General features: G+C 47.3%; 11 protein-coding genes. 4 read left to right on the forward strand and 7 right to left on the reverse strand.

The window, feature by feature from the left end; genetic code table 11:
• Positions 1-35 precede the first annotated feature (35 nt).
• Positions 36-1,070: an MBL fold metallo-hydrolase gene (locus tag KJS52_RS13080; RefSeq protein WP_213515763.1), complete on the reverse strand. Its 1,035-nt coding sequence runs from the start codon at positions 1,068-1,070 to the stop codon at positions 36-38.
• 103 nt (positions 1,071-1,173) lie between these two features.
• On the opposite strand from KJS52_RS13080, the gene KJS52_RS13085 reads away from it, so the two are divergent.
• The 3 genes from KJS52_RS13085 to KJS52_RS13095 are packed head-to-tail and all read left to right on the forward strand — an operon-like array spanning position 1,174 to position 4,704.
• Entirely contained in the window at positions 1,174-2,511 is a 1,338-nt protein-coding gene (locus KJS52_RS13085) for a spore germination protein (protein ID WP_213515765.1), read from the forward strand.
• Positions 2,508-3,626, forward strand: coding sequence for a GerAB/ArcD/ProY family transporter (locus KJS52_RS13090; protein WP_213515767.1), 1,119 nt, complete (start codon positions 2,508-2,510; stop codon positions 3,624-3,626). The genes KJS52_RS13085 and KJS52_RS13090 overlap by 4 nt, the downstream gene beginning before the upstream one ends.
• Positions 3,604-4,704, forward strand: coding sequence for a Ger(x)C family spore germination protein (locus KJS52_RS13095; RefSeq protein WP_213515769.1), 1,101 nt, complete (start codon positions 3,604-3,606; stop codon positions 4,702-4,704). The genes KJS52_RS13090 and KJS52_RS13095 overlap by 23 nt, the downstream gene beginning before the upstream one ends.
• Positions 4,705-4,876: 172 nt before the next feature.
• Here KJS52_RS13095 and fni read toward each other — a convergent pair whose 3' ends face one another.
• From fni to citZ, 6 genes are all read right to left on the reverse strand, one after another.
• Entirely contained in the window at positions 4,877-5,920 is a 1,044-nt protein-coding gene (gene fni / locus KJS52_RS13100; RefSeq protein ID WP_246563511.1) for a type 2 isopentenyl-diphosphate Delta-isomerase, read from the reverse strand.
• A 127-nt stretch (positions 5,921-6,047) separates the two neighbouring features.
• Positions 6,048-7,004 carry a sugar kinase gene (locus KJS52_RS13105; protein ID WP_213515773.1) on the reverse strand — a complete coding sequence of 319 codons (957 nt, stop codon included), beginning with the start codon at positions 7,002-7,004 and terminating at the stop codon, positions 6,048-6,050.
• Positions 7,005-7,100: 96 nt separating this feature from the next.
• The gene (gene recQ, locus KJS52_RS13110) at positions 7,101-9,317 is read right to left on the reverse strand and encodes a DNA helicase RecQ (protein ID WP_213515775.1); all 2,217 of its coding nucleotides are present in this window, start codon (positions 9,315-9,317) and stop codon (positions 7,101-7,103) included.
• A 192-nt stretch (positions 9,318-9,509) separates the two neighbouring features.
• Entirely contained in the window at positions 9,510-10,463 is a 954-nt protein-coding gene (gene mdh / locus KJS52_RS13115; RefSeq protein ID WP_213515777.1) for a malate dehydrogenase, read from the reverse strand.
• Between the two features lie 154 nt (positions 10,464-10,617).
• Positions 10,618-11,916: an NADP-dependent isocitrate dehydrogenase gene (icd, locus tag KJS52_RS13120; protein ID WP_213515779.1), complete on the reverse strand. Its 1,299-nt coding sequence runs from the start codon at positions 11,914-11,916 to the stop codon at positions 10,618-10,620.
• Positions 11,917-11,973: 57 nt separating this feature from the next.
• Positions 11,974-13,086, reverse strand: a complete 1,113-nt coding sequence (citZ, locus tag KJS52_RS13125; protein ID WP_213515781.1) for a citrate synthase — start codon at positions 13,084-13,086, stop codon at positions 11,974-11,976.
• Between the two features lie 271 nt (positions 13,087-13,357).
• Here citZ and KJS52_RS13130 point away from each other — a divergent pair, with 271 nt between their 5' ends.
• Entirely contained in the window at positions 13,358-14,884 is a 1,527-nt protein-coding gene (locus tag KJS52_RS13130) for a Ppx/GppA phosphatase family protein (protein ID WP_213515783.1), read from the forward strand.
• The last annotated feature ends 19 nt before the right edge of the window (positions 14,885-14,903 follow it).

Raw genomic sequence — 14,903 nt, forward strand, 5'->3', positions numbered from 1 at the left:
CTCTTGCTGTTTGCTCCTTCTCTGCAGCATAATATCTAGCGCACAGAGTAGATTAATTTGCCAGCTGCATCAGGCTGCTCAAGCAGCTTGCCCTGCTGCTGCAAATATTGCAAATGAGCAATAACCTCCGTCAAAGCAAACCTCATATTGTGCGGCTGGTCGCGCAAATGGCTGCCAAACATCCACTCACAGCAAACAAACGCATCCACAGCGCCGTTTTCAGCAATGTAGCTGTACAGTTCCGCCAGTCTTCTTTCATGATGCTGCAGTATAGACTCGATCCGCTCGCGATAGCGAGTAAACGGTTCGCGATGTCCAGGAAGCACGAGCGAAACCTCCAGTTCAGCAATTTGCTGCAAATGATTTAGAAACTGCTGCAGCACTGGACGATCCTCCCCTGCTACAACACCAACATGAGGTGTAATTCGCGGCAGCACCTGATCGCCGCAAAGCAGCAGCTTTTCATTCGCATCATACAGCATAATCCCGCCGTATGCATGCCCTTCTGTATGAATCAATTGCCAATGGCGGTCCCCTGCCAATAAAGCCTCTCCCGCTTCCACATAGGTCACGTCCGGCTGCGGCTCCACTCGCGCTTGAAACTCGCGCAAATTTAGCAGAATCGCTTCTGTTATGTCATCAGGAGTGCCATGTGTATGCAGCAGCTGCTTCATATCCCGCTCGAACTGTTCGCTGCCCGCACCCCAAAGCTTTTCCGTATACGCTTTAGCGTCTCGCGTCATATAGACAGGAGCTCCGCTCAGTTGCTGTACATAGCCTGAAAGCCCATAATGATCCGGATGCTGATGCGTCACAACGATAGCGGTGCAGCTGCTCCACTCCAGCTTAAGCTCAGACATAACGTTTGCCCATACTGCTTCCGCTTCGGGAGTACGGAGCCCTGGGTCAATAACTGTAAATGTCCCCTGCTGCTCCAGCAGTATGTAACTGTTTATCCACTTTAACGAGAAAGGCACAGGAACGCGAACTTGAATGATTGACGGCAACAATTTGCTCCAAATTGGACTACTTTGCCGCTTCTGCTTGTCTTCCCGCTTGTTATTGCTCATCGTCTTCTCTCCTATACCTTATCCTTGATCGTGCCTATTTTAGCATAGTTTTGGCAATAAAGGTCATACTATCCTTACAATCTTAGCAAAAGGATGTGATAGGATGCTTGAACGTTTGAAAGTCATATTGGCCCCGGCCGAGGACCTGATGCAAAGTGAAATCATCCACCCTGTTACCAGACAAAAGCTTGAGCTGGCTTACTATTTGCCTATTTGCGATGAACAAAAAATACATGATTATATCACAGTGCCTTTTTCTAAAAATCAATATCCGATTATGAATTTATTTCTGTCCAATGCCAATTTCAAGCGAGTTACGGACCCCGCGAAATGGAATGATTTGCTGCTGCGCGGCCAAGCGCTAGTTGAATATCAGAATCAGATCTTTTCCTTTGACGCCTTGAAGTACGAATATTTAAATCTGCCTGATTCGAATTTCGAGCCGTCCATTCGCGGACCGCAGCATTCCTTGAGCGAGGATCCTATTATTTCTCTTAATATTATCCGAAACTCCTATATGTCGCCAGAGCTGGTGATCGATAAGATGCAGATCGGCAACATATCGCAAACAAATTTATATATTCTCTATGATCAACGCAAGGTTAATCACCATACGCTTGATAATGTCAAAAACAAGCTATCCAGCATCCATATTGATCTTATTCACTCTTCCGGAGAGCTGGAGCGGCTGCTTAACGGAAAAAAATATCAGCTGTTCCCGACCTTGCTCGTAACTGAACGCTTCGACCGCATCGGACGAGCATTATCCTTCGGTAAAATCGTGCTAATCCTGAAAGGCTCGCAGTTCGCGCTTATATTGCCTGTAACCTTCTATGATTTCATGCATTCTGTTGAGGATCACTACGAATCGTACTGGATGACTAAAATGATTGTCGTCATTCGCTATATCGCATTAATTCTTACAACGACGCTGCCTGGCCTATATATTGCGATTCTGTCGTACAATCCTGAGATTTTTCGCCTTCAGCTTGCTTTTACGCTGGTGGCAAGCCGTTCAATCGTGCCTTATCCCTCATTCATTGAGGTAATTATAATGCTCGTCATGATTGAAATGCTGCTAGAAGCGAGCATACGCACGCCAAAGCTTATTGGCTCAACCTCAACTACGGTTGGCGGTCTCATTTTGGGAACGGCGATTCAGCAGGCCGGGCTTGTCAGCAGCATTATGATTATTGTGACCTCGCTCGTTGCGATTAGCAATCTGGTACTGCCTATTCATACGATGTCGCTGGCAATCCGATTTCTAAAATATCCGATCATCGTTGCCGCAATCTTTTTCGGCTTAGCAGGCGTTTTCCTAGGCATCTTGTACTATATCACCTGCTTATGCAGCACGCGCAGCTTCGGGGAATATTATTTCAGATTGCGCGGCAACGCCAGCTCTCAGCATGGAGATATTGGAGGAACTAAACCAACATGAACCGTTACGTGTTCTACCATTACTTTATCGTTTGCTTTACTAACCTGATGCTGCTCGTGCCTTATCATCTGATTTCAGATCGGTTTGACGGTGCGGTAATGGCGATTCTGATCAGTCCGATTGTTGGCGGCATTTTATTTTACATGCTAACTAACGCCATTAATAAATTCCCTGGCAAGGGTCTGCCGGAAATAATCAGCATGTATTACCCGACTTGGTTTGTACGCATTTTTCTTGTATATAAAGCTATGCTGACCGGATTCGCCTCTGCACTTGTCGTTTCTTCCTATACCGTAATTGTTACACGCTTTCTTAACCCGGATGCCAATCCCTATATTATTTTGATGGTGCTGATGCTCGTTTGCGCCTATGGAGCTACACGATCAACCGCAAGCGTCAATTTTTTATTGGAGATTGTGCTCATTATTAATATCCCTGGCGTCGCTTTTGTCATTTATAAAACCTTTACGAATCCGCTGCTGAACTGGGATGCAATACATATTGTCGCCGATCATGTTGCACAAGCACCTTCGCTCGTTTCCTTCGCCAGTGCTTCATTTGTATTCACTGGCTTTTTAAATTTGCTTATTTTCAACCGCTTGCTGCCGGCAAACTTCAAGTTTAAATTTCGCTGGCTTATTACATTGTCAGCGTTTTTTATATTGCTGATTACCTTTTTTTTGCCGATCGGCATTCATGGCACCGAAACGGTATCGCAATATCTTTATTTATGGAGTGCGACAGCTGACTCAACAAGGATGAACTTTGGCTTTATTGAGCGGATGCTATTCGTATTTATTATCGTGCTAATGAATAATGCCGTTGCCTTTACTATAGTCGGATGGCATATTTCAATCGAATATATGCGCGGTGCGCTCCCGAACAATGTTATTGACCCGGATGAGCCTGAGCCGCATGTATACAGCTATTACGTTGTCGTCGGCATCGTATTGATTACGCTAATATTGAAATTTTTAATTGATGAAATGAAGGTACTGCAATTAGGCGGTTATTTTTTAATTCTTCGTCTATTCTCTGAAGCTGTGACAACAATTTGGCTCTTCTTATTAAGCAGGAAAAAGGTGAGGAAATATGCAAAAAATGATGCGGCTTAGTCTTTTAATTGTATATCTCTCCATTAGTATAGTAGCCTCGGGCTGCGGGTTTAAAGATATCGACAAGCGCTATTTTGCGGTTGGCATGGGCATCGACTTGACGGATAACGAGGAAAAGCCATATCGGATTACGCTGAAGCTGGGCGTGCCATCGATTGAAATCGATGCTGGTAAAAGCAAGACACAGGTTGAAATCATTGAAACCTCCAATATTGCAGAAGGACTTCGTCTGCTAAAAGCCCAGGTTGATAAAGAAATTGATTTTGGGCATTGCAATGTTTTTATACTTGGGGAAAATCTAGCGCGAAGCAATATAGCGGAGGCTGTTAACTGGATGACACGCCGGCGCGATATTCAAAAGGTCGCTGCAATTGGAATCGGCAGACCGGATGCTGAAAGTGTTGTTAAGGTGCAGCCAGTAATCGAACGCTTTCCAGGCAATGCGCTTGGCCTTTTTTTCAGCAACGATGCGACAGAATCCTCCTACACCTTTATTGAGCTGCTGACTGATTTATTTCGCAGACTGAATGAAAAAGGACTGGACCCTATATTGCCGGTCGTTATGGTGCAAAAGGACTCCACCTATATCGTCAATCGCGTTGCCCTGCTCGATAAAGAAAAAATTTCCATCGTGCTGGAGCCCGACGAAACGCAGCTGTTAATCCAGCTGCTTGCCTATTTGAAAAAAGCAAATCTGTACGGCGGCTTCTACAGTCCTCCATTTGCAATTGCAATCCAAACGATTCGCACGAAATACAACTTTCAGCAAAATGGACCGGCATTGCACTTGAATATGCATATCAAGCAAGCAATAACATTTGATGAGATGCCGACTGACGCCTATTTTAACGATCCCAAAAAAACAATTAATCAGCTCGAAACGGCTTATTCGGAAGCTGTCAAGCAATTGCTCGTCAAAATTCAGGAAGCGAATGTAGATCCGCTTGGCTTTGGCTTGCGTTACCGTGCCAAGTATCACCTCCATGATTTCGAGCAGGAATGGCCAGACATATACCAGAGCATCAAGTTTGATGTTAGCACGACAATGTCTGTGCACGGCACTGGCCTATTGAAATAAGCGAAGTTGTCCTGTAAGTACAAGGTTAAAGTGACACTGACTAGCCATCCCCTTTGCCAGTCTTTCAACCCTTTACCTTTCGGACAGCTCCGCTTGCTTTCGCGATATCGAGTTAACTGGTCTGACACGACCTACGTTTCTGCCGTACAGCTGCAATACGGATGCAGTACAGCTAATGCGCTATCAGGCGTTGATTGCGCTGCAATTGGGCAATTGTACGAGCACCAATCCCGAACATCGCTGCTTTAAGCTCATACTCAATCGTTGCCAACCTTTCATTGATCGCTTGCCCGTCCTCTGCCGCTACCGCATGAGACAACAGCGTCCGCCCGAAGCCAGCTGCGTCTGCGCCAAGCGCCAGCACCTTGGCTGCATCAATGCCGGTATGCAAGCCGCCGCTGCCGATAAGCGTATGCTGCTGCATGCCGTCTCTAAGCTCCAGCAGGCAATCAGCGGTGGGAATGCCCCAATCTGCGAAGCTGGTTGCCGCAGCGCGCTGAATCGCCGAGCGCGTTCGATAATGCTCAACCTGACTCCAGGACGTGCCGCCAGCGCCGGCAACATCAATGAACTGCACTCCGATCGCAAGCATCCGATCACGCACCTCTGCATCAATGCCCCAGCCTACCTCTTTGACGCCAACCGGAACTTCCAGCCTGGCGATTACTGCCTCAAGCTTGCGCAGCAAGCCTGCAAAATTCGTATCGCCTTCGGGCTGAAACACCTCCTGCAAGCTATTCATATGAAAGACAAGTGCATCCGCTTCGGCAAGTGCAACGACTTGCCGGCACTGCTCTATGCCAATTCCGTAGTTCAGGCTGACCAGCCCAAGATTGGCAATAATCGGGATCGTCGGGGCGTAGCTGCGGAGCTGAAAGCTGTAGGCCAGCTCTGGATGCTCTATTGCCACCCGCATAGATCCCAAGCCGAGCGACCAGCCTCGCTGCTCTGCCGCAGCAGCCAATGTCTGATTAATGCGATTCGCCTGCTCCGTACCACCGGTCATCGAGCTAATTAATAGCGGAGTCGCTACTTGCTTGCCAAATAAGGTTGTAGATAAATCAATATCGCTGAAATTAATCTCTGGCAGCGACAAATGCTTGAATTTCCATTTTTCCAGCCCTGTAGTGATTCCTTGCCCTTGTACAGGTTGTTCAAGGCAAATTGAGATATGCTCATCCTTTCGTTTGACAGTTTGATCATTATGCTGATTCATAAGCCTCTCCTTTATCATTCACTGCAGAGCCAGATCTATTAGAGCGAGTCTGAAGTGGCAGCTTTCACTAGCTTTCACTAGCTTTTCACCCGCTGCTTCGTTCGCTTGCTTGACATACTACCTCCACTTAACGTTCAATATAAGCTTTCGCATGCAGCTGCTGTTCGACCTGCCCCCAATCTGGAAGCGCCTCCCAGTCGCCATAGGTCTGCACAGCCAACGCTCCGCTAATGCTTGCGATCCGCACTGCTTCTTCAATGCTCATTCCTTTGCAAATTCCAGCCAGGAAGCCTGCGCAGAACGCATCGCCCGCACCAACTGTATCAATAACCTGCTCAACAGACACGAATGGAATTTCCGTTTGCCGGCCTTGATTGTATATGACATTGCGATTGTCTTTTCCTTTAACAACACTGACTGCCTTCAGCTCGTTCAAGCGCTGGCTAATCAATTCAGCATCTTCAGTCTCATAGAGCAGCGTCAGCTCGTCCCAGCCAGGCAGAAAATAATCTGCTTCAGCCGCAAGCGAAAGAATAACCTCGCGCGCTTCCTCCAATGACCATAGCTTCAAGCGCAAATTAGGATCAAAGCAAATTTTAACTTGATTGGCTTTAGCCAGCTCTATCGCGCGAAAAACCGTCGCCTTGCAGCTTTCACTGAGCGCTGGCGTTATTCCAGTAATATGCAGCAGCTCAGCCCCTTGAATATATTGCTCATCAAGCTGATCTGGCGTAAATTTGCTCGCTGCTGAGCCTTTTCGCATATAATGGACAGCATTTCTGCCGCTGATCTGCTCGCGCAGCATAATGCCTGTTGGCGCTTGATCATTGTAGATCACGCGCGATACGTCGACCCCTTCTCCGCGAATCGTTTTTACAATGCGTTTGCCAAGCGGGTCCGCACCGAACGCACTAAACCAGCCAACCTCCACTCCCAAGCGCGCAAGCCCTATCGCTACGTTGCTCTCCGCTCCGCCAAAGCGATGCTGCAAGCTGTCGGCGCGTTCAATGGATTGCTGCTGCGTAGGCAAAAACAACGTCATCGTTTCTCCAAACGTTACAACCTGTGGTGATTTTTTAGTCATAGCTAAAGCCCCCGTATCCAACTAATATAGACAAGCTTAATAAATTGTAGACCTTCTTTGCATATATTTCTAGCAGACACAAAGCTGGTATATAGATTAGTGCGTTTCAGCGAGCGCCGCTTTCAGCAGCACTGCTTGAATTTGAAAATATGAAACATTGTCCGGCAATGCTTCCTTTATATTACGCAGCAGACTGGCATCAACCTGCCCTACCGTGTCAAGAACGAGCTGTTCAACCTCCTCGTTGAATATAAGCGTCCAGTCAATATCCAGCCCTTCCTCAATCGCCCGCAAAATATGTTTTTCTACCGTTTGCTGCTTTAAGCCTCGTTCAGCGCTAATTTGCTTGCTGGAAAGTCCCGCTACAAATGCCTCATAGGAGTATAGATAGCTTGGGCGCTTGTCTTCCTCCTCCTGCTCTGTATGAGATGCACCTGTAGAGGCTGTGCTCGCTATGCCTGCCGAATAATCAGCAGCATAGTCGTCAGCGGCAGCCGGCAGCTGCATCGCTGCGGAAGCCTCGCCTGCAGTGCTTTTGCCGGTAAAGCGCCGCAGCTGCTCAAGCATCGCCTCGCCGTATTTCATCGCTTTGGCTTGTCCAATTCCTTTGACATCCATTAGCCCTTCAATCGTTGCCGGCCTAGCTTCAGCAATAAGTCTAAGCGTAGCGTCAGAGCAAATCATAAACGGCGGAATTTGCTCATGCGCCGCTTGCTGCTTGCGCCATTCCTTCAAGGCAGCAAAAATTGGCGAAGCGTCCTGGGAAGCGTTGCTCATCAATTGCTTGACGGAGCTGCGGCGGCGCTGCCAAACCTGTTCCTTTCCTTCAAGCACATTGCGAGCCCGCTCTGCCAGCGTTACAACCGGGTACTGCCCCTCGCTCATCTGCAAATACTGCTCAGCGACAAGCCAATTCAGCCAATCGGCAATCTCCTTTTCAGGATATTGCTTCATTAAGCCGTACGTGGACAATTTATCGAGCCGGGCGGCAAGCAGGCGCTTGTCTGACGAGCCCTTCAGCACTTTGGCCGCCATCGACACGCCAAACCTTCCCTTCATTCTCGCTACACAGGACAGCGCCATCAGCGCATCCTGCGTACGATCAATGCGCTCGCTCGTATCGAGGCAGCTGCTGCATTTGCCGCATGGCTCGACCGCATGCTCTCCGAAATAATCAACGATAAATTGCTGTAGACATTGATCTGTGCGACAATAGCTCATCATCGTATGCAGCTTTGCCGATTGCACAGCTTTTCTCGCTTCATCGCCCATGCCCTGCTCAATCAAATAGCGATGGATATGAAGGTCGCTCGCATCAAACAGCAGCACGCATTCACTTTCCTCGCCATCGCGGCCTGCACGCCCAGCCTCTTGATAGTAGGATTCAAGATCGCCTGGAATTTGCCAATGCAGCACATAGCGGACATTGGGCTTGTCAATCCCCATGCCAAAAGCGTTTGTTGCAACAATAATTTTACTACGATCAAAGCGGAAGTTTTCCTGCGCTTCAGCTCGCACCTGATCAGAAAGCCCTCCATGATACAGCTCTGCCTCATAGCCCTGCTGCACGATACGCGCATGCACAGCCTCGCTCTCTTTGCGAGTAGCCGTATAAATAATACCTGATTGCTGAGCGCGCTCCTGCAAAAATTTCGCCAGAAATGTAAGCTTGTCCACGCCAGTAACGACCGATAATGAAAGATTAGGTCTGGCAAAGCCGGTTACAAAGGAAGCCGGCTCATGCAGAGCAAGACTGGCAGCAATATCGTCTGCTACCTCCTTTGTTGCAGTAGCAGTAAAGGCAGCGACAACAGGACGATTGTCAAGCTTGCTTATTGCGATCGCAAGCTGGCGATAGCTTGGACGAAAATCATGCCCCCATTGCGAGACGCAATGCGCTTCATCTATTGCGATCAGCGGAATTTGCAAATGCTCAGCAAGCTGCTGAAACATCGGTGCGTCAAAGCGTTCAGGAGCGATATACAGCAGCTTAAACTCCCCATTGAACGCCTGTCTTAAGGTGCTGCGATACTGCTCGGCGGTAAGCGAGCTGTTAAGAAAAGCAGCTGATACGCCAAGCCGCTGCAAGGCATCGACCTGGTCCTTCATCAAGGAAATAAGCGGTGAAATTACTAGCGTAGTGCCTGGCAGCATTAGCGCAGGTATTTGATAGCAGACCGATTTCCCGCCTCCTGTTGGAAGAATTGCAAGCGTATCCTTGCCTTGCAAAATACTATGAATAATGTTGGACTGACCAGGACGAAACTCATCAAAGCCATAAATACGTTTTAATAATTGCTGAGCCTGATTCATACTCGCCTCCTATTTTCCATCCTATTGATCGAGATAAGTGAATAGAAAGCTCTATGTAATATACTTCATGTGAAAAACGGTGCTTTCTCGATTATTGTAGAAAAACCCTGTCTTCCTTCAACTGCCAATCAGCGTGTTGAGCTGAACGATAAGCTGCTGGAACGACAGGGTCCTCCTGATACAAGCCGCATTTTAAATGCTTAAGCCTGATTTGACAACTTCAATTACACTTGCAACCGAGGCTGCTGATTGATCAAGCGCTGCTTTCTCCTCAGCAGTCAGCTCAAGCTCTATTACCTTCTCAATACCATCGCCGCCGAGAATAGCCGGCACGCCCATAAATAGCTGATTGTAGCCAAATTCGCCTTCCAGATATGCAATAACAGGAAGAATTCGCTTCTTATCCTTGAGAATCGCTTCCGCCATTTGCACCAAGGATGCTGCAGGGGCGTAGTAGGCACTGCCATTGCCGAGCAGGCTGACGATTTCACCGCCGCCAACGCGAGCGCGCTGCACGATTGCTTCGATTCGATCTGCTGGAATGAGCTTTTCAATTGGAATTCCCGCTACATTGGAGTAGCGTACCAGCGGCACCATATCATCGCCATGCCCACCGAGCACGAAGCCGCGAACATCCTCCACCGACACATTAAGCTCTTGTGCAATAAAGGTGCAGTAGCGCGCTGTATCCAATACGCCAGATTGGCCAATAACGCGGTTTTTAGGAAAACCAAGCGTTTGGTAAGCCGTAAATGTCATCGCATCAACTGGATTGCTTAATATGAGAACATAAGCATTCGGACTAGTAGCCTTTATTTGCTCGCATACCGATTTGACAATGCCTGCGTTGGTATGAACAAGATCATCGCGGCTCATTCCCGGCTTGCGAGCAACTCCAGCTGTAATAATGACAATGTCGGAATCCTTTGTATCCTCATAGCTTGACGTACCTGTAATGCTGGCGTCCACGCCGATAACAGGCGTAGCCTCAAGCATATCCAGCGCCTTGCCCTTCGTCGGATTTTCCAGCGGCTCAATATCTACCAGCACGATATCGCCAAGTTCCTTCTGCGCAAGCATTAATGCCGTTGTCGCCCCCGTAAAGCCTGCGCCAACAACAGATATCTTTTTACGTTTGATCGCCATTGACTTGCCCTCCTAAAGCGTTTGCGTCGCTATTCGTTCGAGCTTCAAGCCTATCTGCAGCAATCTTTGCTGGACAAGCTTCCTGTCAGCAGATCAGGATAAGCTGACAATATTATAAAGAGAGCCGTACTGAGGGCTCTCTTTACAATACTTATTATGCCAAATGCTTAATAATTTCATTAGCAAATTCGGAGCATTTTACTTCAGTCGCGCCTTCCATTAGACGTGCGAAGTCATAAGTAACGGTTTTGTTGTTAATTGCAGTTTCCATACCTTTGTAAATCAGGTCAGCAGCTTCTTGCCAGCCTAGATGCTCAAGCAGCATAACGCCTGACAAAATAACAGAGCCTGGGTTTACAACGTCTTTGTCTGCATATTTAGGAGCTGTACCATGCGTAGCTTCAAAGATCGCATGACCAGTCAAGTAGTTGATGTTTGCTCCTGGAGCGATACCGATACCGCCAACTTGAGCTGCAAGCGCATCGGATAGATAGTCTCCGTTCAAGTTAAGCGTAGCGATTACATCAAAGTCAGTCGGGCGAGTCAATACTTGCTGCAACGCGATGTCGGCAATTGCATCCTTAACGATAATTTTGCCAGCAGCTTCCGCTTCAGCTTGAGCCTTGTTAGCAGCGTCTACGCCTTCAGCTTCTTTAATGCGATCATATTGACCCCAAGTAAAGGTTTTATCTGCAAATTCTTGTTCAGCAACTTCATAACCCCAGTTTTTGAACGCGCCTTCCGTAAACTTCATGATATTGCCTTTGTGAACAAGCGTTACAGATTTTCTGCCGTGCTTGATCGCATATTCGATCGCAGAACGAACAAGACGCTTGGAGCCTTCAGAGGATACTGGCTTAATGCCGATACCAGATGTTTCAGGGAAACGAATTTTGTTGACATTCATTTCTTTTTGCAGGAATTCGATCACTTTTTTCACAGCGTCAGAGCCTTCTTGATACTCAATACCTGCATAAATGTCCTCAGTATTTTCACGGAAAATAACCATGTCTACAAGATCAGGACGTTTTACCGGAGAAGGAACACCGTTGAAATAACGTACTGGACGCAAGCAAGTATACAAATCAAGCTCTTGGCGAAGCGCAACGTTCAAGGAGCGAATACCGCCGCCGATAGGCGTAGTAAGAGGCCCTTTAATCGCTACGATATATTCGCGAATCGCAGTCAAAGTATCAGCAGGCAGCCACTCGCCGTATGTGTTGAATGCTTTCTCACCAGCAAATACTTCATACCATGCAATTTTTTTCTCGCCGTTATAGGCTTTTTCTACTGCTGCATCAAGCACGCGCTTGGAAGCCTTCCAAATATCGCGGCCAGTTCCGTCACCCTCGATAAAAGGAATGATCGGTTGATTCGGTACTTGCAATACCCCGTTATCGATTGTAATTTTTTCGCCTTCAACAGGCATTGCAAATTTTTCAAATAGAGACATGTAATAGTTTCCTCCCTCAATAAAGTTTAATGCTTAAATTACTCTAGTATAAGCGGCTTAGCGCTCATCCACTGGAATGTAGGCGGCTTGAGTTGGTCCGACGTATTCTGCGCGAGGACGAATCAAGCGGTTGTTTTCATACTGCTCCAAAATATGAGCGGTCCAGCCAGATACGCGGCTGACTGCAAAGATTGGTGTGAACAAGTCACGTGGAATTTTTAAAGCTGTGTAGACGGAAGCAGAGTAGAAATCGACATTTGGCTTCAAGCCTTTACGGCCTGTAACAAGCTCCTCGATTTGCGTGGACATTTCATAAAGCTCCAGATTGCCTGTCAGCTTGCCAAGCTCAAGCGACATCTTTTGCAGATGCTTGGCGCGCGGATCGCCGTTTTTGTAAACGCGGTGTCCAAAGCCCATAATCTTCACTTTGTTCGCTAAAGCATTGTCGATGTAAGCCGTTACATTCTCCTTGGAGCCGATTTCCTCCAGCATAACCATAACAGCTTCATTTGCACCGCCATGAAGCGGCCCTTTTAATGCTCCAATTGCAGAAGTTACGCCAGAATAGATGTCAGAAAGCGTAGCAACTGTAACGCGAGCTGCGAATGTAGAAGCGTTAAGCTCATGGTCAGCATGCAGCACAAGCGCTTGATCCAATGCTTTTACAGCAACACTGTCCGGCTCTTCTCCAGTAAGCATATACAAGAAATTATGCGCAATTGAAACGCCTTTCTTAGGAGCAATTGGTTCTTGTCCTTCGCGAATGCGAGCAAATGCCGCAACAATAGTAGGAAGCTGCGCTTGCAATTTAATCGCTTTCAGTTGATTAGCTTCTAGAGACATATCGCCGCTAATCGGATCATATAGCGCAAGGCTGGAAACTGCTGAACGAAGAGCTGCCATCGAGTTTGTATTTTTTGGATACAGCTTGATCGTTTCGATCACTTCGTTCGGGATTGCAGCATATTGATCCAGCTTTTGCTGCAAATCAGCCAGCTCTTTACGGTTAGGCAATTTACCATACCACAATAAATAGGCAACTTCTTCGAAAGATGCCTTTTCAGCAAGCTCGTCGATGTTAATGCCGCGGTATGTTAGAACTCCATCAATAATAGAACTGATAGAGGATTGCGCTGCCACAATACCTTCAAGACCTTTTGTTGCTGTCATCGTTCCCTCTCCTTTATTATTGAATGTGTACGTACTTCATTCCAGATAACACCCTAAACTCATCAAATTCAATGATATAGGATTTTGTCAAAAAAGTGAACATAAGCGAAGATAGAAATGCTTTATCGCCTTCATTGATAAAATGTATCAGGAAAAATTTTCTCACAGCCTGTCTATTATAGCATAAATAAGCAGACTTTTTGAACACGACTAATAAGTTGTGAAATATTATGTTAAACTATTGAACGAGATTACATAATGGAGGAATAAAATGTCACAACGTTATGGCATTATTGATATCGGCTCGAATTCGATTCGACTTGTCATTTATGAGAAGACTGAACACGGTGCCCATCGCGTTGTCGATGGCAGCAAGCGTGCAGCTCGCTTAAGCAGTCGAATCAATGAGCAAGGCTTTTTAAGCCAGGAAGGCATCGATTTGCTGATCGAAACCTTGTCCGTATTTATGCTGCTGGCCAAGCAGCATCAGCTAACTGAAATTGTGCCCATTGCAACGGCAGCTATTCGCAATGCCGGCAATCAGAATGAAATTATTAAACAAGTCGAACAAGCTACCGGACTGAAAATACGTGTCTTGTCCGGAGTAGAAGAAGCAGAATACGGATTTCTCGGAATGATCAACTCCATTGCCGTGCAGGATGGCTTTCTGCTTGATATCGGTGGCGGCTCCTCCGAGCTGACACTGTTTCTTGATCGGAAGATTGTTCACAGCTTCTCCTTTCCCTTTGGCTGCGTTAGCCTTAACAAGCGCTTCGACAGCAAGGAAGGGCTGAGCGATGCTGCTCTGGCTGAGCTGAGACAGGAGGTAACCGCGGCATTAGCGCAGCATGAGTGGATAGCCCGCTATAAACAGCTGCCCCTGATTGCAGTTGGCGGCACTGCGCGAGCAGTGGGCAAAATCCATCAGGCAGCCATCGATTATCCATTTGCGCAAACGCACAATTATCATTTGCAGGCCCTTGAAGTGGACGAGCTGTTTCAGCAGCTGCGCCAGCTCCCTCAAGACAAGCGCAAAAAAACAGAGGGCCTTAGCAAGGATCGCGTCGATGTTATTATTCCCGGCGTCGCAATATTAAGCACTGTCTTTCAATATGTTGAAGCGACCAAATATGTCATTTGCGGTGCCGGCTTGCGAGATGGTGTATTTCATAAGCTGTTTTTTCCAGAGCAACCGATGCAGCAAAATCCGCTTGACTACAGCATTGAAAATATTGTAGCGCTGCACACCGCTGCCTCGCGCGATCATGTCGAGCATGTCAGCTGGATAGCAGAGCAGCTGCTTGGCTGCCTGATGGAGAATGACGAAGGCAAGCAGCCTTATTCCGTCTATTTGTTGACAGCAGCGAAGCTCTATCGTATCGGCGCAGCGATTGAATACTACAATTTTGCCAAGCACACCTTTTACTTGATTGTCCATTCGCATTTGAACGGGTTAAGCCATAAAGAAATATTGCTAGTCGCCGCAATAGCCTCCTATCGCAGCAAAAGCAAGGCGAGGGCGGAGCTCAAAAGCTATGGTCTGCTAATTTCCAATGACGAGCTTGAGCTGATCTACCGCCTTGGCACATTGCTACAGCTTGCTATCGCGCTGGATCGCAGTGAAACCCATAGCATTGATAGCCTGGAGCTAAAGATAGAAGCGGAAAAGCTCTATATCACAGCCAAGGCAAGCTCGGATTTGCAGCTGGAGGCACTTAAAGTAGCCGAGATCGCCTCTGATTTCAAAAAGCAATGGGGCGTCAAGCCTGTGCTAAAGCTTGTTACAAGCGTCAACTAGACGCCTCACCGACAAATGC

It is taken from the genome of Paenibacillus montaniterrae (genome assembly GCF_018403185.1).
In the GTDB taxonomy this organism is placed as follows: Bacteria; Bacillota; Bacilli; order Paenibacillales; family Paenibacillaceae; genus Pristimantibacillus; species Pristimantibacillus montaniterrae.